At 69.5% G+C, this 26,572-nt stretch carries 27 protein-coding genes; 19 read left to right on the plus strand and 8 right to left on the minus strand.

Features of this window, described 5'->3' with window-relative positions:
- The 3 genes from KY497_RS05390 to KY497_RS05400 are packed head-to-tail and all read left to right on the plus strand — an operon-like array spanning position 1 to position 3,565.
- Complete coding sequence (locus KY497_RS05390) at positions 1–1,527, plus strand: MmgE/PrpD family protein (protein ID WP_219870012.1); 1,527 nt, start codon at positions 1–3, stop codon at positions 1,525–1,527.
- Positions 1,527–2,429 carry a methylisocitrate lyase gene (gene prpB / locus KY497_RS05395; protein ID WP_219870013.1) on the plus strand — a complete coding sequence of 301 codons (903 nt, stop codon included), beginning with the start codon at positions 1,527–1,529 and terminating at the stop codon, positions 2,427–2,429. Before KY497_RS05390 ends, prpB begins: the two co-directional genes overlap by 1 nt.
- Positions 2,430–2,431: 2 nt before the next feature.
- Positions 2,432–3,565: a bifunctional 2-methylcitrate synthase/citrate synthase gene (locus tag KY497_RS05400; protein WP_219870014.1), complete on the plus strand. Its 1,134-nt coding sequence runs from the start codon at positions 2,432–2,434 to the stop codon at positions 3,563–3,565.
- A gap of 9 nt (positions 3,566–3,574) precedes the next feature.
- Here KY497_RS05400 and KY497_RS05405 read toward each other — a convergent pair whose 3' ends face one another.
- On the minus strand, positions 3,575–4,159 hold the full coding sequence (locus KY497_RS05405; protein WP_055866086.1) for an antibiotic biosynthesis monooxygenase: 585 nt from the start codon (positions 4,157–4,159) through the stop codon (positions 3,575–3,577).
- Between the two features lie 415 nt (positions 4,160–4,574).
- Between KY497_RS05405 and KY497_RS05410 the strand changes: the two genes are divergently transcribed.
- The 4 genes from KY497_RS05410 to KY497_RS05425 are packed head-to-tail and all read left to right on the plus strand — an operon-like array spanning position 4,575 to position 9,019.
- Positions 4,575–6,077 (plus strand): CoA-acylating methylmalonate-semialdehyde dehydrogenase, encoded by a 1,503-nt coding sequence (locus KY497_RS05410; protein WP_219870015.1) that lies wholly within the window; start codon positions 4,575–4,577, stop codon positions 6,075–6,077.
- Positions 6,078–6,106: 29 nt separating this feature from the next.
- Positions 6,107–7,312 (plus strand): acyl-CoA dehydrogenase family protein, encoded by a 1,206-nt coding sequence (locus KY497_RS05415; RefSeq protein WP_218683101.1) that lies wholly within the window; start codon positions 6,107–6,109, stop codon positions 7,310–7,312.
- Positions 7,309–8,214, plus strand: coding sequence for a 3-hydroxyisobutyrate dehydrogenase (gene mmsB / locus KY497_RS05420; protein WP_055866079.1), 906 nt, complete (start codon positions 7,309–7,311; stop codon positions 8,212–8,214). Before KY497_RS05415 ends, mmsB begins: the two co-directional genes overlap by 4 nt.
- Positions 8,215–8,242: 28 nt before the next feature.
- The gene (locus tag KY497_RS05425) at positions 8,243–9,019 is read left to right on the plus strand and encodes an enoyl-CoA hydratase-related protein (protein ID WP_219870016.1); all 777 of its coding nucleotides are present in this window, start codon (positions 8,243–8,245) and stop codon (positions 9,017–9,019) included.
- Positions 9,020–9,115: 96 nt separating this feature from the next.
- On the opposite strand, the gene KY497_RS05430 is transcribed toward KY497_RS05425, so the two are convergent.
- From KY497_RS05430 to KY497_RS05440, 3 genes are read right to left on the minus strand one after another with little or no spacing between them, the layout of a single operon-like run.
- Positions 9,116–9,559, minus strand: coding sequence for a YdeI/OmpD-associated family protein (locus KY497_RS05430; protein WP_219870017.1), 444 nt, complete (start codon positions 9,557–9,559; stop codon positions 9,116–9,118).
- Complete coding sequence (locus KY497_RS05435) at positions 9,556–10,026, minus strand: SRPBCC family protein (protein WP_218683426.1); 471 nt, start codon at positions 10,024–10,026, stop codon at positions 9,556–9,558. The genes KY497_RS05430 and KY497_RS05435 overlap by 4 nt, the downstream gene beginning before the upstream one ends.
- Position 10,027: 1 nt before the next feature.
- Entirely contained in the window at positions 10,028–10,564 is a 537-nt protein-coding gene (locus KY497_RS05440; protein ID WP_219870018.1) for a MarR family winged helix-turn-helix transcriptional regulator, read from the minus strand.
- Positions 10,565–10,704: 140 nt separating this feature from the next.
- On the opposite strand from KY497_RS05440, the gene KY497_RS05445 reads away from it, so the two are divergent.
- From KY497_RS05445 to KY497_RS05465, 5 genes are read left to right on the plus strand one after another with little or no spacing between them, the layout of a single operon-like run.
- Complete coding sequence (locus tag KY497_RS05445; protein ID WP_017829470.1) at positions 10,705–11,481, plus strand: electron transfer flavoprotein subunit beta/FixA family protein; 777 nt, start codon at positions 10,705–10,707, stop codon at positions 11,479–11,481.
- 1 nt (position 11,482) lies between these two features.
- Positions 11,483–12,454 carry an electron transfer flavoprotein subunit alpha/FixB family protein gene (locus KY497_RS05450; RefSeq protein WP_055866071.1) on the plus strand — a complete coding sequence of 324 codons (972 nt, stop codon included), beginning with the start codon at positions 11,483–11,485 and terminating at the stop codon, positions 12,452–12,454.
- A 2-nt stretch (positions 12,455–12,456) separates the two neighbouring features.
- Entirely contained in the window at positions 12,457–14,145 is a 1,689-nt protein-coding gene (locus tag KY497_RS05455) for a cytochrome b/b6 domain-containing protein (protein ID WP_219870019.1), read from the plus strand.
- Positions 14,146–14,165: 20 nt separating this feature from the next.
- Entirely contained in the window at positions 14,166–14,651 is a 486-nt protein-coding gene (locus KY497_RS05460; RefSeq protein ID WP_219870020.1) for an ASCH domain-containing protein, read from the plus strand.
- Between the two features lie 30 nt (positions 14,652–14,681).
- Positions 14,682–15,833, plus strand: a complete 1,152-nt coding sequence (locus tag KY497_RS05465; protein ID WP_141387057.1) for an acetyl-CoA C-acetyltransferase — start codon at positions 14,682–14,684, stop codon at positions 15,831–15,833.
- 84 nt (positions 15,834–15,917) lie between these two features.
- Here the strand turns inward: KY497_RS05465 and KY497_RS05470 are convergent, their stop codons facing one another.
- The gene (locus tag KY497_RS05470) at positions 15,918–16,427 is read right to left on the minus strand and encodes a GNAT family N-acetyltransferase (RefSeq protein ID WP_174799584.1); all 510 of its coding nucleotides are present in this window, start codon (positions 16,425–16,427) and stop codon (positions 15,918–15,920) included.
- Positions 16,428–16,558: 131 nt separating this feature from the next.
- Here KY497_RS05470 and KY497_RS05475 point away from each other — a divergent pair, with 131 nt between their 5' ends.
- Both KY497_RS05475 and KY497_RS05480 read left to right on the plus strand, forming a co-directional pair.
- Positions 16,559–17,119, plus strand: a complete 561-nt coding sequence (locus KY497_RS05475; protein ID WP_031205706.1) for an acyl-CoA thioesterase — start codon at positions 16,559–16,561, stop codon at positions 17,117–17,119.
- Between the two features lie 42 nt (positions 17,120–17,161).
- The gene (locus KY497_RS05480; RefSeq protein WP_127483059.1) at positions 17,162–18,562 is read left to right on the plus strand and encodes a hypothetical protein; all 1,401 of its coding nucleotides are present in this window, start codon (positions 17,162–17,164) and stop codon (positions 18,560–18,562) included.
- Here KY497_RS05480 and KY497_RS05485 read toward each other — a convergent pair.
- The 3 genes from KY497_RS05485 to KY497_RS05495 are packed head-to-tail and all read right to left on the minus strand — an operon-like array spanning position 18,517 to position 20,362.
- Positions 18,517–19,116 carry a hypothetical protein gene (locus tag KY497_RS05485; RefSeq protein WP_219870021.1) on the minus strand — a complete coding sequence of 200 codons (600 nt, stop codon included), beginning with the start codon at positions 19,114–19,116 and terminating at the stop codon, positions 18,517–18,519. The two genes, KY497_RS05480 and KY497_RS05485, sit on opposite strands and share 46 nt — an antisense overlap.
- A complete protein-coding gene (locus KY497_RS05490; protein WP_219870022.1) occupies positions 19,113–19,673 on the minus strand; it encodes a hypothetical protein in 561 nt (186 codons plus the stop codon). Before KY497_RS05490 ends, KY497_RS05485 begins: the two co-directional genes overlap by 4 nt.
- On the minus strand, positions 19,670–20,362 hold the full coding sequence (locus KY497_RS05495) for a DUF4352 domain-containing protein (protein ID WP_219870023.1): 693 nt from the start codon (positions 20,360–20,362) through the stop codon (positions 19,670–19,672). Before KY497_RS05495 ends, KY497_RS05490 begins: the two co-directional genes overlap by 4 nt.
- 168 nt (positions 20,363–20,530) lie before the next feature.
- Here KY497_RS05495 and KY497_RS05500 point away from each other — a divergent pair, with 168 nt between their 5' ends.
- The 5 genes from KY497_RS05500 to KY497_RS05520 all read left to right on the plus strand — a co-directional run bounded on the left by KY497_RS05500 (position 20,531) and on the right by KY497_RS05520 (position 26,493).
- A complete protein-coding gene (locus KY497_RS05500) occupies positions 20,531–20,974 on the plus strand; it encodes a hypothetical protein (RefSeq protein ID WP_219870024.1) in 444 nt (147 codons plus the stop codon).
- A gap of 115 nt (positions 20,975–21,089) precedes the next feature.
- Positions 21,090–24,740, plus strand: a complete 3,651-nt coding sequence (locus tag KY497_RS05505) for a proline dehydrogenase family protein (RefSeq protein WP_219870025.1) — start codon at positions 21,090–21,092, stop codon at positions 24,738–24,740.
- Positions 24,741–24,821: 81 nt separating this feature from the next.
- Entirely contained in the window at positions 24,822–25,256 is a 435-nt protein-coding gene (locus KY497_RS05510; protein WP_055866060.1) for a hypothetical protein, read from the plus strand.
- Positions 25,256–25,486 (plus strand): helix-turn-helix transcriptional regulator, encoded by a 231-nt coding sequence (locus tag KY497_RS05515; RefSeq protein ID WP_141387043.1) that lies wholly within the window; start codon positions 25,256–25,258, stop codon positions 25,484–25,486. The genes KY497_RS05510 and KY497_RS05515 overlap by 1 nt, the downstream gene beginning before the upstream one ends.
- Positions 25,483–26,493 (plus strand): NAD(P)-dependent alcohol dehydrogenase, encoded by a 1,011-nt coding sequence (locus KY497_RS05520; RefSeq protein ID WP_219870026.1) that lies wholly within the window; start codon positions 25,483–25,485, stop codon positions 26,491–26,493. The genes KY497_RS05515 and KY497_RS05520 overlap by 4 nt, the downstream gene beginning before the upstream one ends.
- The last annotated feature ends 79 nt before the right edge of the window (positions 26,494–26,572 follow it).

Consider the following 26,572-nt stretch of genomic DNA (forward strand, 5'->3'; position numbering starts at 1 on the left):
ATGACCGTCACCCACCACGTCCGTGTGCACCGCAGCGACGAGAATCTCGCCAGGGAAGAGCAGCTCGCCTGGAAGATCGCCGAGGTCGCCGCCGACCAGGTCGAGGTCGAGCAGGACGTCGTCGACATGATCATCAACCGCATCATCGACAACGCTTCGGTGGCTGCGGCCTCCCTCACCCGTGCGCCCATCAACGCGGCCAGGGCCCAGGCGTTCAGCCACCCCGTCTCGACCGGCGGCGTCGGTGCGAACCTGTTCGGTGCGGCGCTCGATCACCGCACCAGCCCCGAGTGGGCCGCCTGGGCGAACGGCGTGGCCGTGCGCGAGCTCGACTACCACGACACGTTCCTCGCCGCGGAGTACTCGCACCCCGGCGACAACATCCCGCCGATCCTCGCGGTCGCGCAGCACACCGGGAAGGACGGGCGGGCGCTCGTGCGCGGCATCGCCACCGGCTACGAGATCCAGATGGACCTGGTGCGCGCGATCTGCCTGCACAAGCACAAGATCGACCACGTCGCCCACCTCGGCCCGTCCGCCGCCGCCGGCATCGGCACCCTGCTCGGCCTCGACGTCGAGACCATCTACCAGGCCGTCGGGCAGGGCCTGCACACCACGACCGCCACGCGACAGAGCCGCAAGGGCGAGATCTCGACCTGGAAGGCGCACGCTCCGGCGTTCGCCGGCAAGATGGCCGTCGAAGCCGTCGACCGGGCGATGCGCGGACAGACCAGCCCCGCCCCCATCTATGAAGGCGAAGACGGCGTGATCGCCTGGATGCTCGACGGCAAGGACGCCTCGTACGACGTGCCGCTGCCCGCCGCCGGCGAGCCCAAGCGCGCGATCCTCGACTCGTACACGAAGGAGCACTCGGCCGAATACCAGGCGCAGGCGCTGATCGACCTCGCCCGCAAGCTCGGGATCGAGAACCCGGCGCTGCGCGACCCGGAGAACATCGATCAGATCGTGATCCACACCAGCCACCACACCCACAACGTGATCGGCTCCGGCGCGAACGACCCGCAGAAGTACGACCCGACCGCGTCGCGAGAGACGCTCGACCACTCGGTGCCGTACATCTTCGCGGTGGCCCTGCAGGACGGCGGGTGGCACCACGTCGACTCCTACGCCCCCGAGCGCGCGGGCCGTGCCGACACGGTCGCGCTGTGGCACAAGATCACCACGGCGGAGGACGCCGAGTGGACCCGCCGCTACCACTCCGAGGACCCGGCCGAGAAGGCGTTCGGCGGTCGTGTGGAGATCCGCCTCGCCGACGGCTCGACCGTGGTCGACGAGATCGCCGTGGCCGATGCGCACCCGCTGGGGGCTCGTCCGTTCGCCCGAGAGAACTACATCGCGAAGTTCCGTCTGCTGGCGGAGCCCGTGCTCGAGCCCGCCGAGATCGAGCGGTTCCTCGCCCTCGTGCAGCGCCTGCCCGAGCTGACGGCTGCCGAGGTCGGCGAGCTCTCGATCGTCGCGAAGCCCGGCCTGCTCGAGGCTGCTCCTGCTCCTGCGGGACTGTTCTGATGCTGTACTCCACCGTCACGCCCGCCGAGAAGCGCCGACTGCTCCGCGAGCGCCTCGCGAGCGGGGAGCTGCTGCGCTTCCCCGGTGCGTTCAACCCGCTGAGCGCGCGCCTGATCGAGCAGAAGGGCTTCGACGGCGTCTACATCTCCGGCGCCGTGCTCTCGGCTGACCTTGGCCTGCCCGACATCGGCCTCACGACGCTCACCGAGGTGGCCGGACGGGCGAAGCAGATCGCCCGCATGACCGACCTCCCCGCGATCGTCGACGCCGACACCGGCTTCGGCGAGCCGATGAACGTCGCCCGCACGATCCAGGAGCTCGAAGACGCGGGCCTCGCCGGCACGCACATCGAGGATCAGGTCAATCCGAAGCGCTGCGGCCACCTCGACGGCAAGGCCGTGGTCGACGAGAACACCGCGATCAAGCGCATCCGTGCCGCAGCCGACGCTCGTCGCGACGAGAACTTCCTCATCATGGCGCGCACCGACATCCGCGCGGTCGAGGGTCTCGACGCCGCGATCGACCGTGCCAAGGCGCTGGTCGACGCCGGTGCCGACGCGGTGTTCCCCGAGGCCATGCGCGCCCTCGCCGAGTTCGAGGCCATGGCCGCGGCGCTCGACGTGCCGATCCTGGCGAACATGACGGAGTTCGGCAAGAGCGAGCTGTTCTCGGTCGACCAGCTGCGTGACGCGGGCGTGAACCTGGTGATCTGGCCCGTGTCGCTGCTGCGCATCTCGATGGGGGCCGCAGGCCGCGCACTGGATACTCTGAACGAAGAGGGGCACCTGACCTCCGCGCTCAGCGAGATGCAGCACCGCGCCGATCTCTACGATCTGATCGACTACGAGTCGTACAACCACTTTGACTCTGGCGTCTTCAACTTCACCATCACGAAGGAGTGACCATGACCGAGCCGGACATCAAGAAGGGCCTCGCGGGCGTCGTCGTCGACACGACCGCGATCTCGAAGGTCAGCCCCGAGACGAACAGCCTGCTGTACCGCGGCTACCCCGTGCAGGAGCTGGCGGACACGCAGCCGTTCGAGGCCGTCGCCTACCTGCTGTGGAACGGCGAGCTGCCCACTCCGGAGGAGCTCGCAGCCTTCCGGCTCGAGGAGCGCAAGCACCGGACGCTCGCCGACAACGTCAAGACCGCGATCGACCTGGTCCCGCTGGATGCGCACCCGATGGACGAGGTGCGTACCGCGGTCAGCCTGATCGGCGCCTCCGACCCCGGCGCCGGCGGCTCGGTGCTCGACGCGGGCGGCAGCCCCGAGCAGAACCTCGAGCGCAGCATCCGCCTGTTCGCCGCGCTTCCTGCGATCGTCGCCTACGGTCAGCGTCGTCGTCGCGGCCAGGAGATCATCGCTGCACGCTCCGACCTCGACTACTCCGCGAACTTCCTCTGGATGACGTTCGGCGAAGAGGCGGACGACGTTGTGGTGGATGCCTTCAACCGCTCGATGATCCTCTACGCCGAGCACTCCTTCAACGCCTCCACGTTCACCGCGCGCGTGATCACCTCGACCCTGAGCGACATCTACTCGGCGGTCGTCGGCGCGATCGGCGCGCTCAAGGGTCCGCTGCACGGTGGCGCCAACGAGGCCGTGCTGCACATCTTCGACGACATCGGCACGGCCGACAACGTCGTGCCGTGGCTCGACAAAGCACTCGCCGAGAAGCGCAAGATCATGGGCTTCGGGCACCGCGTCTACAAGAAGGGAGACTCGCGTGTGCCGACCATGAAGGCCGCGCTCGACACTCTCGTGGAGCATTACGACCGCGCCGACGTCGCCGCTCTGTACGACGCTCTCGAGTCGGAGTTCGTGGCGCGCAAGGGCATCTACCCGAACCTCGACTACCCCTCGGGCCCGGCCTACAACCTGATCGGCTTCGACACGCTGACCTTCACGCCGCTGTTCGTGGCGGCGCGGGTGACGGGCTGGACCGCGCACGTGATCGAGCAGGCCGGATCCAACGCGCTGATCCGTCCGCTGTCGCACTACGACGGCCCGGACGAGCGGCACGTCGCGGTCTGAGCGTCGCGGTCAGCGGGTGAGCCAGCTCCGCAGGGACCGGGTCACGAACGGCAGCACCCAGTACGCCATGATCGGCGTGAGCACGAGGGTGGTGGCCAGCACCCGCGCCCAGATCGGCAGCTCGTTCCACCCCGGCACGGGGCTCATCGCGTAGGTGAACGCGAGGTTCACGGGGAAGAAGCCCAGCCAGATCGAGGTCGCCTGCTTCCACCGCGGGGGAGCGGGGGCGACGGTGACCGTCTCGGTCGTGCCGTCGGCGGACGGCAGCGTGATCGTGCCGGTGGTCGGCTCGTCGAACCAGCCCTCGATCCCGGTGCGGCGCTTGGAGCGCTCGCTGCGCACGAAGCCCTGGCCCATCGACAGCCACCAGGCCCGCTCTGCCGACTGCTCCCAGGCGGTGAGCGAGTCCTCGCTCGCGAACCGGTAGAGCATGTGCCACACCTGCGAGTCCTCGCCGGCGCGCACCCAGCCGGAGCCGAGGAAGCCCGGGTACTTCGTCGCGAGGTTCACCCCCGTCTGCACCCAGGCGGTCGCCTCGACGATGCGCTCGGGGTCGACTTCGCGGCGAATGGACACGGTGAGGGGTTCGGACATGGTGGGGTCCTCGGGGAACGGGCGCCCGGGGTCGGGGCGTCGAAGCGGATGCGCCAAGGGTGGCGGCGCACCGTCGATTCTAATTCGGATGCGGCGTGCTCCCGGCCGCTCCCGCCTCCACGAGGAGGACCCCCGCCGACCCGATTCGGCGGGGGTCTCGCGGCGTGGAGCCGCGACGGGAGCGAGAGCGCTCACCGTGTGCGCGGTAGACGTGACACCCGATCCGGTCTGAGTCTCTGTCCGCGCACCTGCAGTTGTACCCGGTCGAGATGACGCGGCGGTGAACACGGCGCGAACAACCTCGATCGACGCAGACGCCGCCGTGCGCGCGGAATACAAGGATGTCCTAGTAAATGTCCGGCCCTCCGAGTAAACTCCCCAATGTGCCAACGACGGCACGGAGGGATGTCACACAATGACTCGTATTATCCCGCACTTCGTGGGCGGATCGCTTCTCACTCCCGGCTCCGGTCGGTTCGCCGACGTGTTCGATCCGAGCACCGGTGCCGTGCAGGCGCGCGTGCCGCTCGCCTCGGCCGACGAGGTGCGCCGCGTGATCGCGAACGCAGAAGAGGCGCAGGTCGCGTGGGCCGCGACCAACCCGCAGAAGCGCGCTCGCGTGCTGTTGCGGTTCCTCGACCTGGTGCAGCGGGAGATGACGTCACTGGCCGAGCTGCTCGCGAGCGAGCACGGCAAGACGGTCGACGATGCGAAGGGCGACATCCAGCGCGGCCTCGAGGTCATCGAGTTCGCAGCCGGCGCTCCGCACCTGCTCAAGGGCGAGTACTCCACCGGCGCGGGAACGGGCATCGACGTCTACTCGATGCGGCAGCCGCTCGGGGTCGTCGCCGCGATCACCCCGTTCAACTTCCCCGCCATGATCCCGCTGTGGAAGGCCGGCCCCGCGCTCGCCGCCGGCAACGCGGTGGTGCTCAAGCCCAGTGAGCGCGACCCCTCGGTGCCGGTGCGCATCGCCGAGCTCTTCCTCGAAGCGGGTCTCCCCGCGGGTGTCCTCAACGTCGTGCACGGCGACAAGGAGGCGGTCGACACGCTGCTCACCGACGAGCGCATCCGCGCCGTGGGCTTCGTCGGATCGACCCCGATCGCCGAGTACATCTATGCGACGGCCGCGGCGAACGGCAAGCGCGCCCAGTGCTTCGGCGGCGCGAAGAACCACATGATCGTGATGCCCGACGCCGACCTCGATCAGGCCGTCGACGCGCTGATCGGCTCGGGGTACGGCTCGGCGGGCGAGCGCTGCATGGCCATCTCGGTCGCTGTCCCGGTGGGACAGGAGACGGCCGACGCGCTGGCCGCCAAACTCACCGAACGCGTCGCCCAGCTGCGGGTCGGCCCCTCTCTCGCAGCCGACGTCGACTACGGCCCCCTGGTCACACGGGCGGCCGTCGAGCGGGTCGAGGGCTACATCCAGCAGGGCATCGACGAGGGGGCGACACTCCTCGCCGACGGTCGCGGCTTCACCGTGGAAGGGCACGAGGAGGGCTTCTACCTCGGACCGACCCTGTTCGACCACGTCACCACCGACATGGCGATCTACCGCGAGGAGATCTTCGGCCCCGTGCTGGTCATCGCCCGCGCCGCCGACTACGAGGAGGCGCTGCGGATGGCCTCGGAGCACGAGTACGGCAACGGCGTCGCCATCTTCACGCGCGACGGCGACGCGGCCCGCGACTTCGCCGCCCGCGTCGAGGTGGGGATGGTCGGTGTGAACGTGCCGATCCCGGTCCCGATCGCGTACTACACGTTCGGCGGCTGGAAGCGCAGCGGATTCGGCGACCTCAATCAGCACGGAACCGACGCCTTCCGGTTCTACACGAAGACCAAGACGGTGACGAGCCGCTGGCCCGCAGCAGGCATCCGCGATGGTGCCAGCTTCGTCATCCCGACCATGCACTAGCCCCGGAAACCTCCCACAAGGAAACCACGATGACCATGACCACCGTCACCACCACCGCCGAGGAGCGCGAGGCGATCATCGGCGCCGTCCGCGAGTTCGCCGAGACCGAACTCGCACCCTACGCCGCCGAGCGCGACGAGAAGCACCTGTTCCCGCGGGAGTCGCTCAACCGTGCCGGCGAGCTCGGGCTCGGCGGCATCTACGTCGACGAGGAGTTCGGCGGCAGCGGCCTCAGCCGTCTCGACACCGTCGCGATCTTCGAGGAGCTCGCGAAGGGCGACCCCGCGGTCGCGGCCTACATCTCCATCCACAACATGGTCGTCTGGATGATCGACACCTACGGCGACGACGCCCAGCGCGCGCACTGGCTGCCGATGCTGACGGCCATGTCGGAGTTCGGCGGCTACTGCCTCACCGAGCCGGGTGCAGGATCGGATGCCGCGAACATCGCGACCAGCGCCGTCCGCGACGGCGACGACTACGTTCTCACCGGAGTGAAGCAGTTCATCTCCGGAGCGGGCGAGGCTGCCGTCTACGTCGTCATGGCGCGCACGGGAGAGCCGGGCGCGCGCGGCATCAGCGCCTTCCTCGTCCCCGGCGACTCCGAGGCGCTGAGCTTCGGTGCCCCGGAGAAGAAGATGGGCTGGCACGCGCAGCCCACCCGCCAGGTGATCCTCGACGGTGTGCGGGTTCCCGCCTCCTCCATGCTCGGCGACGAGGGTCGCGGGTTCGCGATCGCGATGTCCGCGCTCAACGGCGGCCGTCTCAACATCGCCGCCTGCTCGCTCGGAGGCGCCCAGTGGGCACTCGATCAGGCCGTGAAGTACGTGCACGAGCGGATGGCGTTCGGCGAGCCGCTCGCCGAGAAGCAGTCCATCCTGTTCGCGATCGCCGACATGCGCACCGATCTGCACGCGGCACGACTCATGGTGCGCGACGGCGCGCAGGCGGTCGACGAGCACGCACCCGACGCGACGATGCGCTGCGCCATGGCCAAGCGCTTCGCGACCGACGCCGGCTTCGACGTCGCCAACAGGGCGCTGCAGCTGCACGGCGGCTACGGCTATCTGCAGGACTACGGGATCGAGAAGGTCGTCCGCGACCTGCGCGTGCATCAGATCCTGGAGGGGACGAACGAGATCATGCGACTGATCGTCGGGCGCGAGATGCTGCGACCGGCGGGTTCCGCCTCCCTCCAGCGCAGCGGCGGAGATCAGATGCGGAGCGGATCATGACGGCGCCGTCTTCCCCGGTGGTCGTCGCGTTCCTCGGCCTCGGGCACATGGGACTGCCGATGGCGAAGAACCTCCTCGCCGCGGGACATGAGGTGCACGGCTTCGATCTCGTCCCCGCGGCCATCGAAGCGGCGCAGACGGCCGGCATCCCGGTAGCTGCGAGCGGCGCGGATGCCGTGGCCGACGCGGATGTCGTCATCACCATGTTCCCCGCCGGAAAGCACGTGATCGAGGCCTATCGCACCGAACTGCTCGCGGCCGCCCGCCCCGGCACGCTCTTCATCGAGTCGTCGACCATCGCCGTCGATGAGGCGCGGGCCGCCCACGCTCTCGCGCTCGCCGCCGGGCACCGCAACGTCGACGCTCCGGTGTCGGGAGGCGTGGTCGGCGCGGAGAACGGCACCCTCGCCTTCATGGTCGGCGGGTCGGACGACGACTTCGCAGCCGCCCTCCCGCTGCTCGAGGTCATGGGAAAGCGCATCGTGCACTGCGGCGGTCCCGGCCTCGGCCAGGCGGCGAAGGTGTGCAACAACATGGTGCTCGCGGTCTCGCAGATCGCGGTGGCCGAGGCGTTCGTGCTGGGGGAGCGGCTCGGGCTCGAGCATCAGGCGCTGTTCGACGTCGTCTCGCAGGCCTCGGGCCAGTGCTGGTCGATCACGACCAACTGCCCCGTGCCCGGCCCTGTGCCCACGAGTCCTGCCAACCGCGACTATCAGCCGGGTTTCGCGGGGGCGTTGATGGCGAAGGATCTCGGCCTCGCGCTGCAGGCGATCGAGCAGACGTCGACGGATGCCAGGATGGGCCGTCTCGCGCAGGAGATCTATGCCGCGTTCGCGGCCGGCGACGGCGCGGGGCGCGATTTCTCAGGGATCATCACCGACATCCGCGACGACCTCGTGTGATGATCGGTACTTCGACGGAGAGGGTGACATGACCGAGTACGAGACGATCCTGGTCGAGCAGCGCGGACGAGTCGGGTGGATCACCCTGAACCGTCCGGAGGCGCTGAACGCGTTGAACAGCCGGCTCGCGGAAGAGGTCACCGCCGCGACCGTGGCCTTCGACGCGGACGAGGGCGTCGGCGCGATCGTGGTGACCGGATCCGAGAAGGCCTTCGCCGCCGGCGCCGACATCAAGGAGATGGAGGGCATGTCCGCGGTGCAGATGCTCGAGACCGATCATTTCGGGGTCTGGCACGAGTTCGCCGCGGTGCGCACGCCCGTGATCGCCGCGGTCTCCGGCTTCGCCCTGGGCGGCGGATGCGAGCTGGCGATGATGTGCGACATCATCCTGGCCGCCGACAACGCGAAGTTCGGACAGCCCGAGATCAACCTCGGCGTCATCCCCGGCATGGGCGGAACCCAGCGACTGATCCGCGCGGTCGGCTACTACAAGGCGGCGGAGCTGGTGCTCTCCGGCCGATTCATGGGAGCGGAGGAGGCCGAGCGCTCCGGCCTCGTCTCCCGCGTCGTCGCGGCATCCGACCTCCTCGCCGAGGCGACGAAGCTGGCTGACACGATCGCGTCGAAGTCGCTGCCGTCGGTCTATGCCGCGAAGGCCGCGCTGGATGCGGCCATGGAGACGCCCCTGGCCGAGGGACTCGCGCACGAGAAGCAGGCCTTCGCCGCCCTGTTCGACACCGCGGATCAGAAGGAGGGCATGTCGGCCTTCCGCCAGAAGCGGTCGCCCGACTTCCAGAACCGCTAGCGCGTCGTGAACAACTCCTCGGAACAGAGTGCGCCTCGCCGGAAGCGGCTCTCAGCGCCGTGCCCGACGAGAATTCCTGCGGAGTCGTGCACCACCTCAGCCGCGGAGCGCGTCGACGATCTTCGCGATCCGGCGCTCGCGCGTCGCTTCCTGCTTGGCCTCGGCCACGCTGCGCGCGTGCTCCTTGCGCACGGTGTACGACAGGGCGTCGAAGGCCGCGCGCACAGCAGGGTCGGCGTCGAGGGCCGCGGCGAGTCCCGGCGGTACCTCGACCGTGCGCTCGGCCGAATCCACCCGGATCACGGAGTCGACCTCCTGGCCGATCTCGAGCCCCAGGTCGGCACGCACTGCTTTGCTGAAGCCGATCATGTTCTCGCTGCCCATCCGCGCCAGGCGCAGGCGGGCGGTGCGTCCGCCGACGGTGACGGCCACGGGGAAGGCCTTGCCGGCACCGAGCGAGGCGACCTGCTCATCCGTGAGGAGGATCGCCGCAACGGGGCCACGGCCGGTGAGGACGGTGTGCAGGCGCAGTTCGCTCATGCCGGAAGAGTACGCCCGGGACCCTCGAGTTCGGCGGTGAGAATCGCGTTGCGCTCCGTGATGAGGTGGCGCATGTACTCCCGCATGAACAGCGCGTCGACGAGCCGGCCGAGCGGGCCGAACGGCGAGCGGAAGGTCACCGTGTCGTGCATGAGCGTGCCGGACGGGTGCTCCTCGAACCGGTGCTCGTGCAGGAACGCCGCGAACGGCCCCGAGATCTGCCGGTCCGAGAATCCGTTCGGGGGATCGATGTCGAACACGATCGAGCGCAGCCGGAACGGGATGCCGAAGTGGCGTGCCCGCCAGGTAGCGGTCGTGCCCTCGGTGAAGACGCCGCCGGCCGGTGCCTCGATCATCGTCTCGCCGAATCGGGCCATGCTCTTCACGTGCAGTGCAGGGTCGAGCGACGCGGCGAACACCTCGGCGGGGGCCGCACCGATAACCGTCTCGAGTGCGAACCGGGCCATGTCAGAGGGCTTCGGGCTGCGGACGCGGATCGGCGAAGTCGCCCGCGTCCTTGCGCAGCCTGGCCACGATCGCGACGAGCTCGGCGGCGTCGTCGCGGCTCAGACCGGGCTGGGCGAAGACATCGGCGTTGAGGGCCTGGGTGGCGCGCTCGACCATTTCCCGGCCGGACTCGGTCAGGACCAGGAGCGCGGCGCGTCCGTCGTGCGGGTGCGGTTCACGCGCGATCAGGCCGTCGCGCACCAGCCGCTCCGCCGTGCTCGTGACCGTGGTCGGGTGCACCTGCAGTCGGGCGACCACGCTCGAAAGCGGAAGGCTCCCCGCGCGGCTGAAGGCCAGCAGGCGCAGTACCTCGTAGCGGGCGAAGCTCAGAGCGAAGGGCTTGAGGGTCGCATCGACGCGGGCGAGCAGCAGTTGCTGGGCGCGCATGACGGAGGTGACCAGGGCCATGCCGTCGGCGGCATCCGTCCATCCGTGCGCGAGCCACTGCCGCTTCGCCTCGGCGAGCGGATCGATGGGGAGCGGACGGGGTCGGGCCATTTCTCTACGGTAGTGGCGGGAGGGTGGGGTGCGGCGACGGCGCGCGACGCATCCGTCGCTGCAGCGGCTGAGTCTCAGTCGCATGTGAGCTGGAACTCAGTATCGCGGTCTAGAATTGCAGCAGTCGTGAGGAGCAATCGATGAAGATCTTCGTCCTGGTCAAAGAGGTGCCGGACACCTATGGCGATCGCAAGCTGAATCTCGAGACCGGACTCGCCGATCGTGCGGCGGGGGATGTGGTCCTCGACGAGATCACCGAGCGCGCTCTCGAAGTCGCCCTCAGCTACGCTGACAAGAACGACGGCACCGAGGTGGTGGCCGTCTCGATGGCTCCGGAGGGCTCGACGGCCTCCCTTCGCCGGGCGCTCGCGATCGGTGCCGGCTCCGCCGTGCACATCGCCGACGAGCAGCTCGCCGGTGCCGACCTCGGCCTCACCGCCGAGGTGCTGGCCGCGGCGATCCGCCGCGGCGCCCCCGACCTCGTGATCACCGGCAACCTGTCTACCGACGGCTCCGGTGGTGTGATCCCCGCGATGATCGCCGAGCATCTCGGGTTCGCGCAGGTCACCGCCCTTTCCGCGGTGGAGATCACCGCAGACGGCGTCTCGGGAGTCCGAGGCGCGGACGCCGGCAGCCAGCCGGTCTCGGCGCCGCTGCCCGCCGTGATCTCGATCACCGAGGCGCTCCCCGACGCCCGATTCCCCAACTTCAAGGGGATCATGGCGGCGAAGAAGAAGCCGCTCGAAGTGCTCTCGCTCGCCGACCTCGATGTGTCGGCAGATCCGTCCGCCGCCCCGCGGACCATCATGACGACCGTGTCGGAGAAGCCCCCGCGGGCTGCCGGCGTGAAGATCACCGATGAGGGCGACGCGGCCGACAAGCTCGTCGACTACCTCGTGCAGAACAGGCTGGTGTGAGATGACTTCCTCCGAGAACCCGATCCTCGTCCTCATCGACGTCGATCCTTCCGGCTACGTCGCGAGCAGCACGGCTGCGCTCCTCGGCGCTGCTTCCACGATCGGCTCGCCCGTGGCTCTGATCGTCGGCGGGAGCCCCGCCGCGGTGGACCAGGCTGCCGCGGCAGGAGCATCCGTCGTGCTGACCGCCGACGGCGACCCCGCAGCGCTCACCGTGCCGATCGTGGACGCCCTGCAGGCCGCAGCCGCGCAGGTGCGCCCCGACGCCGTGCTGATTTCGAACTCCATCTCCGGTCGTGATGTGGCCGGACGCTTCGCGGTGCGCACGAAGAGCGCGCTGTCGGTCGACGCCGTCGGGGTCTCACGCGACGACGAGGGAGTGCTCGCGCATCACTCGGTCTACGGCGGGGCGTATCTCGTCGATTCGGCTCCTACTTTCGGCACCCCCGTGATCACGGTGCGCCAGGGTGCGGTGGATGCGCGTGCCGAGGCCGTGCCGTCGCACTCGGTCGAGGTGCTCGATGTCACGCCGTCCGGCGCCGTCGCGGCGACGGCAGGTCCGGTCGAGGCGGTCGAGGTCGCCTCCTCCCGTCCCGAGCTGCGCGGAGCGACGCGCGTCGTCTCCGGCGGTCGGGGCCTCGCGTCCAAGGAGAAGTTCGTGCTCGTCGAGGAGCTCGCCGACGCACTCGGCGCGGCCGTCGGCGCCTCCAGGGCAGCCGTCGATGCCGGGTACATCCCGCAATCGCACCAGGTCGGTCAGACCGGGGTGTCGGTGTCGCCGCAGCTGTATGTCGCGCTCGGCATCTCCGGAGCGATCCAGCACCGCGCGGGCATGCAGACGTCGAAGAACATCGTCGCGATCAACAAGGACCCCGAGGCGCCGATCTTCGACGTCGCGGACTTCGGCATCGTCGGCGACGTGTTCGCCGTGGTCCCGCAGGTGATCGCCGCCCTCGAGGCGCGGAAGAAGTAGCCATGGCGATGCGGATGCTGCGACGCGGTCTGCCGCGCGTGCCGGGTGGAGAGCCCTGGCCTCCCGCTGATGCGGTGGCCGTCGACGCGGCCGCAGCGGAACCGGAGGCCGGTGCGGCCCCGGAGCCGGTGGCGCACACGGTGACGCCGGCTGCGGTCGCCGCCGTCGACAGCGGGGTGACGACCGGTGCGGTGGATCCGGCGCCGGCGGTCGCTCCTGCGCCGCCCACGGATGCCGTTTCTCCGGCGACCTCCGGAGCACTGCGCATCCGTCGCGGTCTGCCGCGGGTCTCGGGCGGAGAGCCCTGGCCGCCGCAGACTGCCCCCTCCGCCGCCGCGGCCCCCGCTCCGCACACGACGACGGCGGAACCGGCCGCAGAGGCAGCATCTCCCGTGTCGACGGCGATGGCGACCGCGCCGGAGGCGGCCGCCGCATCGACCGCCCCCTCGTCCGCAGTCGCCGAACCCGAGGCGCAGCACGCCGCGGCCGGCGGTGTCCGTCGTGGCCTGCCCCGAGTGGTCGGTGGCGACCCCTGGCCGCCCGCGGATACTGTTCCGCTCGTGCGGACAGCCGCAGCATCCGCTCTTCTCGAGCCCGTCGCCTCCGAGAGCACGCCCGCTGCCGCCGTGGAAGCGCCAGCCGTGGAAACGCCTGCAGCGGCGTCGACCGCCGTGGCCGTCGCCGGCTCTGCTCCGGCCATCGCCGACGTCTCGACGCCTCTGCCCTGGACCCGCACGGTGTGGAACGGGAGCGCACCGCGTCACATCCTTGCCGCACCGGCGCCGGCAACCGTCCGCCGTCGTCCGACCTGGACGCAGGCGATCGGCGTGCTGTTCGGCGCCGCCGCGCTCGGAGTGCTCGCAGGAGCGGCGATCGCCTTCGTGCGGACGCTCCTGAGCTTCCCGTTCATGCAGGACTTCCTCGCAGCCTTCCCCGGCGAGTACGAACCCGCGATCGCGGTCGAGCCCGGGTTCTCGCCCTGGATCGGCTGGCAGCACTTCTTCAACATGTTCCTGATGGTGCTGATCATCCGCTCGGGCCTGCAGGTGCGCACCGAGAAGCGGCCGACCGTGTTCTGGACGCCCCGGGGCAACCCCAAGGGGAAGATCAGCCTCAACCTCTGGTTCCACCAGTCGCTCGACATCCTGTGGCTCGTGAACGGCGTGATCTTCGTGGTCCTGCTGTTCGTCACCGGGCACTGGGTGCGCATCGTGCCGACGAGCTGGGAGGTGTTCCCGAACGCGCTGTCGGCGGCACTGCAGTACGTCTCGTTCGACTGGCCGCACGAGAACGGCTGGAACAACTACAACAGCCTGCAGCAGCTCGCCTACTTCGCGACCGTGTTCATCGCCGCACCGCTCGCGGCGATCACCGGGTTCCGCATGTCGGGGCTGTGGCCCAAGAAGGCCGAGAAGCTGTCGAAGGCGTACCCGGTCGAGTGGGCGCGGGCGCTGCACTTCCCGATCATGCTCTACTTCGTGGCGTTCATCATCGCCCACGTCGCGCTCGTGATGCTGACCGGATTCCTGCGCAACCTGAACCACATGTTCGCGGCGCAGGATGCGGTCACCTGGACCGGATTCTGGGTGTTCGTCCTCTCGCTCGTGGTGATCGCGATCGCGTGGGTGGCCGCCCGCCCGCTCGTGCTCGCCCCCATCGCGAAGGCGTTCGGGAAGGTCTCCGGACGCTGAGCCGGAGCTAGCCTGAGGGAGTGAGTGACAGCATCGACATCGAGACCTTCTGGCGACGGGCGAGGGCGGCTGATCCCCGCCTGCCCGAAGCACAGCCGGAGGCGTGGGGTTTCGGTGCCACACCGCAGCAGGCCGACGAGCTTCTGGCGCTGGTGATCAGCGGAGTGAAGGTGGGTACCGCCTCCGCGCTGTGGGACTACGAACAGGCCGGGGAACCGCTGCCGCGCGTGGGCGAGCTGAGCATACTCCTCGACGGTGCCGACGTGCCGCGAGCCGTGATCGAGACCGTCGCGGTCGAGGTCGTGCCGTTCGACCAGGTCGACGAAGAGCACGCTTTCGCCGAGGGAGAGGGCGACCGCACGCTCGCGCACTGGCGTGAGGTGCACGAGCGCTTCTGGCGACTGCACTCCGAGAACCCCCGCGGATACGAGCCGGACATGCCCGTGGTGTGCGAGCGATTCCACCTGCTCCTCCCGTCGGATGCCGCGACTGCACCCACACGGTGAAGGATCATTCTCGACGACGGAAGGAAGATCATGGCCGAGGCGTACATCATCGATGCGGTCCGCTCCCCGGTCGGACGGCGCGGCGGATCGCTCTCCGGCATCCATCCGGCTGATCTCGGCGCGCACAGCCTCCGCGCGCTGGTCGATCGGGTCGGGATCGACCCCGGGGTGATCGACGACGTGGTGCTGGGGGCGATCGACGCGATCGGCGGACAGGCGGGGAACGTGGCACGCACCGCCGCCCTGGTCGCCGGATTCCCCGAGCATGTGCCCGGTGTCACGATCGATCGCCAGTGCGGATCGAGCCAGCAGGCCGTGCACTTCGCGGCGCAGGCCGTGATGAGCGGCGTGAACGACCTCGTGATCGCGGGCGGTCTGCAGAACATGTCGCAGGTGCCCCTGCTCGCTGCGGCCATCGTGGGGGAGGCCTACGGATTCACCACCCCGTATGCGGAGTCGCCGGGGTGGCGCGAGAGGTACGGCGACCAGGAGATCTCGCAGTTCGCCGGTGCGGAGCTGATCGCCGAGAAGTGGGACATCTCCCGCGAGGAGATGGAGCAGTTCGCCCTGGAGAGCCACCGCCGCGCGGCCGTCGCGCAGGACGAAGGTCGCTTCTCGAACGAGATCGCCCCGCTGAACGGTCTCGACCACGACGAAGGCGTGCGCCGGGACACGACCCTGGAGCGGATGGCACAGCTCGCGCCGCTCAGGGAAGGCGGACGGATCACGGCCGCCGTGTCATCGCAGATCAGCGATGCCTCCAGCGCCGTGCTCATCGCGAGCGCACGGGCCGTGCGCGAACACGGACTCACCCCACGCGCACGCATCCATCAGATGACGGTCCGCGGCGCCAGCCCCGTGCTCATGCTCACGGCGCCCATCCCGGCGACCAGGCACGCTCTGGAGCGTGCGGGGCTCGGCATCGGCGACATCGACCTGTTCGAGGTGAACGAGGCTTTCGCTCCCGTGGTCCTCGCCTGGATGCGCGAGCTCGACGCCCCCTACGAGAAGGTCAACGTCAACGGCGGCGGCATCGCGCTCGGCCACCCGATCGGTGCGACCGGCACGAGGCTGCTCGCGACCATGCTGAACGAACTCGAGCGCACCGGCGGACGCTATGGCCTGCAGGCGATGTGCGAGGGCGGCGGTGTCGCGAACGTGACGATCATCGAGCGCCTCTGACCTGCCGTCGCGCGAGCATCAGCGCAGACAGCGAGAGCGGGCCGCCTCCTCGGGGAGACGGCCCGCGCTCGCGTGTGCGATCGATCAGGGGCGGACGAAGCGGACCTCGGTCAGCGTCTCGCCCAGGAACGGCTCGGTGTGCGATGCGCCGTCGAGGCGGAAGCCGTTGCGCGCGTAGAACCGGTGCGCGCGGGGGTTGTCCTCGACGACCCACAGATACAGCGGCTCGTCCTTCTCGACGGCCGCGTCGAACAGCTTCTGGCCGATGCCGGTGGAGTGCCACGCATCGAGCAGGTAGATGAAGTAGAGCTCGCGGAACGCGGGAGCGTCCTTGTCGCGGGCGGGACCGGAGCCGACGAAGCCGACGATCTCGCCGTCGACGAGCGCGGCGTTCATCGTGAACTCGGGGCCCTGCGAGGCCCAGTGCGTCCACAGCTCGGCCATGCGGCGGGGCGAGACCTTCTCCAGCGCCGCCTTGCTGATCAGGTGGTCGTAGGTCTCGTGCCAGCACTGCGCGTGCACGCGACCGAGGGCTTCCGCATCCACATCACGGACCGGACGGACGATGACTTCAGGCTGGGCTTCGGCGCTCATGTTCGTGACTCTACGCGCGGCGTCCACGAAGAGGAAATCGAGTGGATGTTCGATGACACCCGATGCGCGGGCATGGAGGGTTCGCACAACGATGTTCGCTGATCGTGCGCTCCTGGCTACGATCGATCCTCGTGAACGTGATCTGGCGGACCCTCCTGGTAATCCTCGGCGCTCGCCGCCGCGTGCGACGGGGGAAGACCCTCGATGCGTCGGCGGTCAGCAGCATCCGCCTGACCACGCTGCCGACCGACATCGATATCCTGCGCCACATGAACAACGGGCGCTACCTGTCGCTCTTCGACCTCGGACGCTGGGATCTGCTGATACGAACCGGGCTGTTCGACGCGATGAAGGAGCACGGCTGGTACGCGGTCGTGTCCAGCGAGACCGTGACGTTCCGCAAGTCGCTGCAGCTGTGGCAGCGTTTCGACGTGCAGTCGCGCTTCATCGGCCACGACGACAAGGCGGTGTTCCTCGAGCACAGGGCCGTCGTCGACGGAGAGATCTACGCGCGGGTGATCGTGCGCTCGCGCATGCTGCGCCGTACCGGCGGCACCGTCAGCAACGAAGAGCTGTTCGCCGCCGTGGGCAAGCCCGAAGGCGTGCCGGAGATCGATGCGTGGGTTCACGACTGGGCAGCGGCATCCGCCCTCCCTCCCGTGCGGGTGAAGGCTCCGAGCGTCTGGGGGTGAGGTCGCCCGCAGCCCCCGCACGAGCCGCGTTATATTGACCCTGTGCTGGCGATTCTGACGACCACCGGGCGCGTGCTGTGGAGGCACTGGCCCGCGCTGATGGCGTGGTATCTTGCAGGCGTCCTGGTGCACTACGTGCTCACAGAGGTCGCGGGCTTCATCGGTGCATACTCCGCCACGGTCGGCTTCCTCGTCCTTCCCCTCGCGATCCTCGCGCGCCTGGTGAGTCTGGTGGCGATGTTCCTGGTGCTGCGCGACGGTCTGCGCAACCTGCAAGAGGTCGCACGTCTTCCAGAGGCGACCGCGGATCGCCGTCGCACGTTCCTCTCGGCCCTTCTCGCCGGCATCCTGCCCTTCTTTGCCGTCTACTGGGCGCAGGGGCTGCTCGGGGAGGACGTGCGTGCGTACTCGCTACGGGCGCTCGAAGTGCGCGACGGCATCGTCTGGACCGCGAGCGTCAACGGCGAAGGGCTGGTGAGCTCGCAGGACACCGTGCTCAACCTGCCACTGAACGTGTGGACCGTCTCGATCATCGTGCTCGCCTTCGCCGGCCGCTGGGCGTGGTCCAAATGGTCCTCGAAGCTCGCGAAATGGCTGTCGCCGGTCGCCGTCTACTTCGAGGTCGTCTGGGTCTTCTTCTCGGTGATGGTGCTCGGCGACATCTTCGACATGATCAAGGCGTGGGTCGACAGCCGTGCGGCCATGGTGTTCCTCGAGGGTGTCAGGGAGCAGGTGCTCGATGCCGTCGCCCCGGTGCGCTGGCTGTGGGAGGGAGTCGGCTGGGTGCTCTCCGAAGCAGGACCGGTCCTCCTCGCCCCGCTCGCCTGGCTGACCATCGCCGGGGTGGTCTTCGGCCAAGCGATCGTTGCTGAGAAGCTGCGTGTGGAGAGTGAGCTGATCGCCCGTGTGCGCGAGCACGCGGCCGTCATCCCCCATCCGCTCGTGCGACGGCTCAAGGACCTAGGCGAAGAGCTCGGCGCGCGCTTTCGCCCGATCGGACGTGCTCTGCTGCTGATGTGGCGCGCCGGTCCGCTGCTCGTCGGCTCGTATGCTCTGCTCTACGTTCTCGTAAAGGCGCTCGAGTCGTACCTCTCCTTCGGCATCACCCGACTCATCGGCCCCCAGGAGTATCTGTTCTGGGCGGTAGCGACGCCACTGGTCTCGCTGGTGCCCCTGCTGCTCATGGAACCCCTGCGGATCGCGGTGATCAGCGGCGCGTACGACGCGACTCTCGGGCGGCTGCGTAGGCGACAGCAGGAGCGAACCGACACGACGGGGCTCTCGCCGCAGGAGTCGGAGATGCGTGCCGTCGCCGATGCCGCCGGGCTCCTGCCCTCGTCGGTGGATGCCGTCGCGGCAGCGATGGTCAGCGGGCAGGTCAGGGACAGCGTCGAGGGTCAGGGTGCGAAGTCGAACCTCACGAACGACGCGGCGGCGTCGTAGGGTCGCACGTCGACCCAGAACGGTCCTTCGACATCGTCCGGCACCACGAACGGCACGATCAGCTCATAGGGGATCGCCTGGTCACTGAGGCAGGTCTCCGGTTCGTCGGCACTCCAGTCCAGTCCGATTTCGGCACGCACAGGGCTCCACTCGCGCCCCGTCGACTGCTCCACGAGCGTGGGCGTCTCGCAGGCCATCCCCTCGGCGCCGGGGTCCACGGGTATCGCGACAGCGATCAGGCGCGCGTGCTCCGGCATATCGAGGCCGGAGACATCCTCAATGTCCCCGCCGCGCACCGGACCCCAGACCGCGCCGACGAGATCCGTCGTCTCGTCCTCCGGCACCACGACGGGCGTGACCGCGCGGACACCGAATCCGAAGTACTGATACCACTCCTGCCAGCCGACCGCGAAGGCGGTCGCCGGCAGGAGAAGGGCGAGTGCGACCAGGGCCAGAGTGTTGCGCCGCCACCAGGACGGCGGTTTTCCAGGGGTGGTCGCGGTCTCAGGATCCTCCCGCGGCGCGGGCGGTATCGGCGGAAGCGGGATCGTCATCGCGCCCATCCGTTCTCGTCCAGAAGCACCTCGGCCTCGACGGTGAGCGCGGCCAGGTCGATCGGCAGATCGATCACGCCGTCGCGGCTGCCCCCGAGGTCGCCCGCTCCCGGCACACTCAGACGCAGCGTTGCCCTGTCGCCTATGACGTCGTCCGGCAACTCGAAGGCGAGGCTACCGGCGCGGGGAACACCGGTGACCAGGCGTTGAGCGGCGAACGTGGTGCCGCGATCCGTGGCGCGGAACGTGCGGTCGCCGATGGTGAGGTCAGCGCCCCTGAGGGTGCTCAGATCCTGCGTGACCCCGCTCGCGGCCTCGAGATCGACGACGAGCCAGGTGCCCTCGGCTGACCATCCCTCCGCATCCGTGACCCGGCGAGTGAGGTGCACGGCGGTCACGGTCGCCACGAGGTTGCGCGTCGAGGCCCGCTCGCCGATCTGCGCGACCGTCGGGAAGGGGGCGTTCGGGGCGTCGTCGGGAAGCGTGACCTTCGAGACACCCCACGCACCAACGACCAGTGCGCCGGTGGCGAGCCAGACGAGGACGCGCTTCTTCACGGGAGCGTCACCTCATCGATCGTCGCCGTGAGGGTCGCTCCGACGCGGACATCCCCCCAGTAGTCGCCGCGCATCACGCTCTGCCCGACGTAGTGGTCGGAGTCGGGGAGGGTCAGGGTGATCTCGTCGCCATCGCGGAAATCGTCCGGCCCGACGATCCAGGCGAGCAGCAGGCGAGCAGGCACGTCCGGTTGCAGCCATGGCGCGCCCTGCCCGTCGTCGGCGTGTGAGAGCGTGCCTTTCTCCTCGATTCCATCGATGCGGATGCCGTCGACGACCGGCGACAATGCAGAGCCCGCCGTCGACGGTCGAGGCTTGTCGAAGGTGTTCACGACATCGACCGCGACGACCAGCAGTCGCTCTCCCGACTCTTCGTCGGGGAACAGTGCGGCGCTTCCGCGGTCGTCGCGTAGCTCGACGCCGATCACGGTCATCTCCAGGTCGGAGCCGGTGAAGGTCTCTCCGACCTCGATGACAGGGGTGGGAGAGACGGCCGCGGCCTCGAGGCCGCCGAATATTGCCGTGGTCGCGAGGAGGACCGCGCCGGCACCGGTGAGGAGCCAGGATGTCGGGATCAGATCGATGCTGCGTCGCGCCCAGCCGAGGACCTTCGCACGTGCCCCGGCGTTCGCGGCCACGACGGCCTGGTCGGGAACCTGGGTCGGGGGTTCCGGCGGCGTCGTGGCCACGGCAACAGCATAGAACCGAGAGCGGGCGGAAGACCCGATGCGGGCCCTGTCACGGTGGAGGACGAGTTTGTCCACCGAATGCCCTACAGACACCCACCTCTGCGGTCTCTAGCCTGAAAGTTCGGACCGTTTCGAGAGCCGATGTCGGCCCGATCGAGGAGGAATGAAATGCAGCGTCGAATGACGAAGATCCTGACCGGCGGCCTGCTGGCCGCGGTGATCCTTGGGGGCGGTGCGGTGCCGGCGGGTGCCACGGTGGCATCGGAAGCGGCGCCCACCTCCGTCTCGGCGGCGGGAATCAACGCCACCCTCGACAAGGTGGAGAGCGCGGCGCACAAGCTGAGAGATGTAATCGCCACCCTGCGCTCGACGACCAAGACCGCCGAGCAGAAGCGCACGAGCGCGAGGGGGGCCGTCAGCACTCTGGAGTCCGTTGCGCAGGCGGTCGGGGGATCGTCGGCGACCGCGCTCCGGCGCGACGCGGCACGCGTCTCCACGGCGGCATCGCGATCGCAGTTCAGCACCGCGGCGAGCACACTCGTGTCTTCCGTGCAGCGCCTGGACAAGATCGCCAACGCGATCAGAGACCTCGACGGACAACTCGGCGGCTGAGTGGCCTCTCGATCTTGTCCACCGCGGAGCCCCACCGGAAACGGAGGGGCTCCGCGGTCGTTTCCCCATCCGGCGCTCACGGGATCGGGCGGGGTGGGGAACTAGGCTGAAATCCATGGCAGCGACCACCCCCGATGCCGCGGCATCCGTCCCTCTTGCAGAGCAGGCCGTCGAGCTCGCCCGCCGGTGGGTGATCGAGGCAGGAGCCGCCGAGGTCGACCCTGCCGCCGAGCGTCTCGCCGGGGTGCTGCAGGACGTCAACGGTCTGCCGTTCACGCTCGGCTTCGTCGACGGCGTCATGCGCCCGGAGAGCCTGACCGCCGCGGCCTCGCAGCTGCACCGGATCGCCCCGATCGTGCCTGAATTCCTGCCCTGGTACCTGCGCTCGGTGGTGCGTCTCGGCGGCGGTGTCGCGCAGATCCTGCCTTCGCCCGTGGTGCCGATCGCCCGCCGGGTGCTGCGCGACATGGTCGGCCACCTCGTCGTCGACGCGCGCCCAGCGAAACTCGGAGCGGCGATCGAGCGGATCAGGGCGAACGGCTCCCGTCTCAACCTCAACCTGCTCGGTGAGGCCGTGCTCGGCGAGACGGAGGCGCGGCGGCGGATCGACGGCATCCACGCGCTCATCCGGCGCCCGGATGTGGACTACGTCTCGGTCAAGGTCTCGGCGATCATCAGCCACCTCTCGATGTGGGCGTTCGACGAGGTCGTCGACGAGGTGGTCGCTCGCCTCCTGCCGCTGTACGTCACCGCGGCGGCCGACGGCACCTTCATCAACCTCGGCATGGAGGAGTACCGCGACCTCGACCTCACGATCGCGGTCTTCACGCGCATCCTCGAAGACCCGCGCCTGACCGGACTCGAGGCCGGGATCGTGCTGCAGGCCTACCTGCCCGACGCCCTGCCCGCCCTGCAGGAGCTCACCGCCTGGGCGCAGGACCGCGTCGCGCACGGCGGCGCCCGCATCAAGGTGCGACTCGTCAAGGGCGCCAACCTCGCGATGGAGCACGTCGAGGCGCGCATGCACGGCTGGACGCCCGCGACCTACGACACCAAGCTCGACACCGACGCCAACTACCTGCGCTGCCTGGACTGGGCGCTGCAGCCCGAGCACGCCGCGGCCGTGAAGCTCGGCGTCGCGGGGCACAACCTCTTCGGCATCGCCTACGCGTGGCTGCTGGCGGGGGAGCGGGGTGTGCGCGAGGCCGTCGAGTTCGAGATGCTCCTCGGCATGGCACAGGGGCAGGTGCAGGCCGTCTCGCGCGAGGTCGGCCCGGTGCTGCTGTACGTGCCGGTCGTAGAGCCCGCCGAGTTCGACGTGGCCATCAGCTACCTGGTGCGCCGGCTCGAGGAGAACGCCTCGTCGGAAAACTTCCTCTCCGCCGCGTTCCGCCTCGGCGAGGACGAATCGCTGTTCGTGCGGGAGCAGGACCGCTTCCTCGATGCGCTCGACAGAGCGGGCGACCCCACGCTGCGTATCGGGCCGCGTCGCACGCAAGACCGCAGCGCGCCCGTGCACGAGTCCGTGCGGACGGCCCCCGCAGCCCCGGTGCCCGAGACCGACCTCACCAAGGCGGTGCTCGGCATCTCGCGCGGCTCCGACGACGGAGGACGAGAGGCGTTCCTCGAGACCGCCGTGTACTCCGCCCGTGAGCTGGATCAGGATGCCGGCGGAGCGCCGGGCTTCTCGAACACCGCCGACAGCGACCCCGCCCTCCCTGCGAACCGCGAGTGGGCGCGTGAGGTGCGCGAGCGCATCCCCGCATCCGACCTCGGCGCCGCCACGATCGCGGTCGCGCGGGTCTCGGATGCGGAGGATCTCGAACGGATCGTGCAGGGCGTGCATCGCGCGGCCCCGTCTTGGGGCGCGCGGCCCGCCGCCGAACGCGCCGAGGTGCTGCTGCGCGCTGCGGCCGCGCTCGAATCGCGCCGGGGGGATCTCATCGAGGTCGCGGCCTCCGAGACGGGCAAGATCTTCGCCGAAGCCGACGTCGAGGTGAGCGAGGCGGTCGACTTCGCCCGCTACTACGCGGCCAAGGCGCGCGAGCTCGACGCGATCGCCGGAGCCGTGTTCGTCCCGGCGGCGGTCACCGTCGTCGCACCGCCCTGGAACTTCCCCCTCGCGATCCCCGCCGGTGGCGTGCTCGCCGCGCTCGCCGCAGGTTCCGGCGTCGTCTTCAAGCCCGCGCCGCAGGCCCGCCGCTGCGCTGCCGTGATCGCCGAGACCCTGTGGCAGGCGGGGGTGCCGCGCGACCTCCTCGCACTCGTCGACATCGAGGAGGGCGAGCTCGGGCGCGCGCTCATCACGAACGACGCCGTCGATCGCGTGATCCTCACCGGAGCGTGGGACACGGCCGCGCTGTTCCGTTCCTGGCGGCCCGACCTGCCGCTGCTCGCCGAGACCAGCGGCAAGAACGCCATGATCATCACCCCGTCGGCGGATCTCGACCTCGCCGTCGCCGACCTCGTCAAGAGCGCCTTCGGGCATGCCGGGCAGAAGTGCTCGGCGGCGTCGCTGGCGATCCTCGCGGGTCCGGTCGGACGCTCGGCTCGGTTCGCCCGCCAGCTGGCCGACGCCGTGCGCTCGCTGCACGTCGGGCAGCCGACCGATCCGTTGGCCGAGGTGGGCCCTGTGATCGAGCGGCCTCACGGCAAGCTCGCCTGGGCGCTGAGCGAGCTCGAAGGCGATGAGCAGTGGCTGATCGAGCCCGCGCTCGCACCGGGAGACGACGGCAGCGGACGGCTGTGGCGGCCCGGCATCCGTGTCGGTGTGCAGCCGGGGTCGCGCTTTCACACCGAGGAGTTCTTCGGACCGGTGCTGGGGGTGATGCACGCGCCGACGTTCGCGCGCGCCGTGGAGATGCAGAACGCCGTCGCCTACGGGCTCACCGCAGGTCTGCACACCCAGGACCCGGGGGAGCTGTCGTACTGGCTCGGACGGGTGCAGGCCGGCAACCTCTATGTGAACCGGGGCATCACCGGGGCGATCGTGCAGCGCCAGCCGTTCGGCGGGTGGAAACGTTCCTCGGTCGGTCCCGGTGCCAAGGCCGGTGGCCCGAACTACCTCATCGGCCTGGGGTCGTGGCGTTCGCAGCCGGGCGGACCGGCCTCCAGCACCCTGCATCTGCGGGGGCTCGACTCCCGCATCACGGCCCTGATCGAATCGGCCCAGTCGTCGCTCGCCTACGAGTCGTTCGAGTGGCTCCGGCGCTCCGCACTGTCGGATGCGCTCGCCTGGGACCGGGAGTTCGGGCAGGTGCGCGACGTCTCGCGTCTGGGCGTGGAGCGGAACCTCTTCCGCTACCGGCCAGTGCCCGTCGAGGTTCGCGCGACCGACGACGCGGCTCTGCAGGACCTGCTGCGCGTCGTGATCGCCGGAGTGCGCTCGGGTGCGAAGTTCGTCATCTCGACACCGGTGGGGGTGCCCGCCGACGTGCGTCGAGCCCTCGGCGACCTCGATGCCCCGGTGTTCCTGGAGAGCGACGACGAGTGGCTGCAGCGGATGCTGCGGCAGGATGATGCCTCCGACGGCGTCGCGCTGCCGGCGAGCGATCGGGTGCGGCTGGTCGGCGGCCGTGACGGGGTCGCCGCTCTTCGCGCGAAGCTCGCCACCGCCTCGGCCGGTGATCCCGATCTCGCGGTGTACGACGGCGAGGTGACGGCCGCCGCGCGCATCGAGCTGCTGCCGTTCGTGCACGAGCAGTCGATCTCGATCACCGCGCACCGTTACGGCAACCTCGACCCGTGGAGCAGCGATGTGATCTGATCTTCGTGTAAAGAATTCTTGACACACCTCCGGCGTCGACGTACGCTGAGCGTGTCAACAATCTTTTACATCGGAGTCGTCATGGTCTTTGAAGAACGCAACGCCTGGGCCGGGCTGATCCTCACCCCCCTCGTGATGATCGTGTACGTCGTGCTGGTGCTCCAGGACGCCGGGGGAGGCCCGCTCACCGACGTCGATTGGTTCCCGCTCATGCTGTGGGTGATCGGTGGGGGCATCGTCGTCACTATCGCGGTCACCATCGGCTGGGGGCTCATCGCCGGGATCAAAGACCCCGACGGTGTCGGTCGCTCCGACATCCGCGACCGCGACATCAGCCGGATGGGCGGCCGTGTGGAACAGGGCTTCGTGGTGATCGCCGGACTCGGCGTCATCGCGCTGTGCGCGGTCGGCGCCGATGTCTTCTGGATCGCGAACACGATGTTCGCGGGCTTCGCGGTGTCGGCCTTCATCGGCTGCATCGCCCGGGTGATCGCCTACCGGCGGGGCCTCGTCTGATGGTCAAGCCCACCCGCGTCTCGAACACCATCCGCCTGCATCGTGAACAGGCCGGACTCACCCAGGCCGAGCTCGCGCGCACGGTCGGCGTGACGCGCCAGACGCTCATCGCGATCGAACAGCAGAAGTACTCGCCGACGCTCGAACTCGCATTCCAGATCGCCCGCGCCTTCGGCGTCGGCCTCGACGACATCTTCGAATACCCCGACACATCAGGAGCAGCATCATGAACCGATCGATGAAGGCGTGGAGCCGAGAGACCTACGGTTCGGCCGACGGCGTCGCCCTCGAGCGCATCCCGGTGCCCGTGCCCGGCCGCGGGGAGGTGCTGCTGCGGGTGCGCGCCACGGCCCTGAACGCGGGCGATGTGCGCCTCCTGCTCGGGGATCCTCTGCTGGTGCGGCCGGTGTTCGGCATGACCCGTCCCAAATACCTCGTGCGCGGTATCGAGGTCGCCGGCACCGTGGTCGCCGTCGGTCCCGACGTCGTCGGCGCCGAGATCGGCGAGGAGGTCGTCGGCGAGCTGGTCGGCGGTGGCGGGCTCGGAGAGTACGTGACCGTACCCGCGTCGCGACTCGTGCCGATCCCCACCGGCGTCGAGCCGGAGGCCGCAGCATGCCTCCCCGTCGCGGGAGGAACCGCGTGGCAGGCGCTGGATCTCGCCGGGTTGGGCATCTCGGAGGGCGGTCGTTCCGGCGGTGCGACGCCGCGGGTCCTGATCATCGGCGCCTCCGGAGGTGTCGGCACGTTCGCGGTGCAGCTCGCGGCCCTTCGTGGCGCTGAGGTCTGGGCGAGCTGCCGTGACCGAAACGCTCCCCTGGTCGAGCAGCTGGGCGCCGTGCGCACGTTCGATCACCGGGTGTCGCCGCTGAGCGCGCTACCGGACGGGCGATTCGACGTGATCATCGACATCGCCGGAGGCATCCCGCTTCGAGAGCTGAAGCGCCTCGTGGTTCCCGGCGGCAACGTCGTGCTGGTCACGGGCGACGGCGGACACGTGCTCGGTCCTCTGCCGCGGATGCTGCGCGCCGTGTTCCTGTCTATCGGCTCGCGGAGCATCCGACCGCTCGCCGCGTCGCCCCGCGCCGAGGTGCTGGCGAAGCTCCTCGAGCTCGTCGCCGATGGTCGCGTGGTGCCGGTGATCGAGCGCGAGTACCCCTTCGGCGAAGCATCCACCGCCCTCGCGCGGCTGGAGGCCGGTCACACCGTCGGCAAGGTCGTGGTCACCGGCTCCTGATCCCGCCCGGATGGGGGTGGCACCGCACGACGCTCTGGCGGCGTACAGGGGGCGGGTGACACAATGGACCTCGGCGTGC

Source organism: Microbacterium sp. PAMC22086, assembly GCF_019443525.1.
In the GTDB taxonomy this organism is placed as follows: Bacteria; Actinomycetota; Actinomycetes; order Actinomycetales; family Microbacteriaceae; genus Microbacterium; species Microbacterium maritypicum.

What these genes read in the sequence shown, in the direction of transcription:
- KY497_RS05390 (WP_219870012.1), top strand. Translation starts at nt 1, where the DNA reads ATGACCGTCACCCACCACGTCCGTGTGCACCGCAGCGACGAGAATCTC.
- prpB (WP_219870013.1), top strand. Translation starts at nt 1,527, where the DNA reads ATGCTGTACTCCACCGTCACGCCCGCCGAGAAGCGCCGACTGCTCCGC.
- KY497_RS05400 (WP_219870014.1), top strand. Translation starts at nt 2,432, where the DNA reads ATGACCGAGCCGGACATCAAGAAGGGCCTCGCGGGCGTCGTCGTCGAC.
- KY497_RS05405 (WP_055866086.1), bottom strand. Translation starts at nt 4,159, where the DNA reads ATGTCCGAACCCCTCACCGTGTCCATTCGCCGCGAAGTCGACCCCGAG.
- KY497_RS05410 (WP_219870015.1), top strand. Translation starts at nt 4,575, where the DNA reads ATGACTCGTATTATCCCGCACTTCGTGGGCGGATCGCTTCTCACTCCC.
- KY497_RS05415 (WP_218683101.1), top strand. Translation starts at nt 6,107, where the DNA reads ATGACCATGACCACCGTCACCACCACCGCCGAGGAGCGCGAGGCGATC.
- mmsB (WP_055866079.1), top strand. Translation starts at nt 7,309, where the DNA reads ATGACGGCGCCGTCTTCCCCGGTGGTCGTCGCGTTCCTCGGCCTCGGG.
- KY497_RS05425 (WP_219870016.1), top strand. Translation starts at nt 8,243, where the DNA reads ATGACCGAGTACGAGACGATCCTGGTCGAGCAGCGCGGACGAGTCGGG.
- KY497_RS05430 (WP_219870017.1), bottom strand. Translation starts at nt 9,559, where the DNA reads ATGAGCGAACTGCGCCTGCACACCGTCCTCACCGGCCGTGGCCCCGTT.
- KY497_RS05435 (WP_218683426.1), bottom strand. Translation starts at nt 10,026, where the DNA reads ATGGCCCGGTTCGCACTCGAGACGGTTATCGGTGCGGCCCCCGCCGAG.
- KY497_RS05440 (WP_219870018.1), bottom strand. Translation starts at nt 10,564, where the DNA reads ATGGCCCGACCCCGTCCGCTCCCCATCGATCCGCTCGCCGAGGCGAAG.
- KY497_RS05445 (WP_017829470.1), top strand. Translation starts at nt 10,705, where the DNA reads ATGAAGATCTTCGTCCTGGTCAAAGAGGTGCCGGACACCTATGGCGAT.
- KY497_RS05450 (WP_055866071.1), top strand. Translation starts at nt 11,483, where the DNA reads ATGACTTCCTCCGAGAACCCGATCCTCGTCCTCATCGACGTCGATCCT.
- KY497_RS05455 (WP_219870019.1), top strand. Translation starts at nt 12,457, where the DNA reads ATGGCGATGCGGATGCTGCGACGCGGTCTGCCGCGCGTGCCGGGTGGA.
- KY497_RS05465 (WP_141387057.1), top strand. Translation starts at nt 14,682, where the DNA reads ATGGCCGAGGCGTACATCATCGATGCGGTCCGCTCCCCGGTCGGACGG.
- KY497_RS05470 (WP_174799584.1), bottom strand. Translation starts at nt 16,427, where the DNA reads ATGAGCGCCGAAGCCCAGCCTGAAGTCATCGTCCGTCCGGTCCGTGAT.
- KY497_RS05485 (WP_219870021.1), bottom strand. Translation starts at nt 19,116, where the DNA reads ATGACGATCCCGCTTCCGCCGATACCGCCCGCGCCGCGGGAGGATCCT.
- KY497_RS05500 (WP_219870024.1), top strand. Translation starts at nt 20,531, where the DNA reads ATGCAGCGTCGAATGACGAAGATCCTGACCGGCGGCCTGCTGGCCGCG.
- KY497_RS05505 (WP_219870025.1), top strand. Translation starts at nt 21,090, where the DNA reads ATGGCAGCGACCACCCCCGATGCCGCGGCATCCGTCCCTCTTGCAGAG.
- KY497_RS05510 (WP_055866060.1), top strand. Translation starts at nt 24,822, where the DNA reads ATGGTCTTTGAAGAACGCAACGCCTGGGCCGGGCTGATCCTCACCCCC.
- KY497_RS05515 (WP_141387043.1), top strand. Translation starts at nt 25,256, where the DNA reads ATGGTCAAGCCCACCCGCGTCTCGAACACCATCCGCCTGCATCGTGAA.
- KY497_RS05520 (WP_219870026.1), top strand. Translation starts at nt 25,483, where the DNA reads ATGAACCGATCGATGAAGGCGTGGAGCCGAGAGACCTACGGTTCGGCC.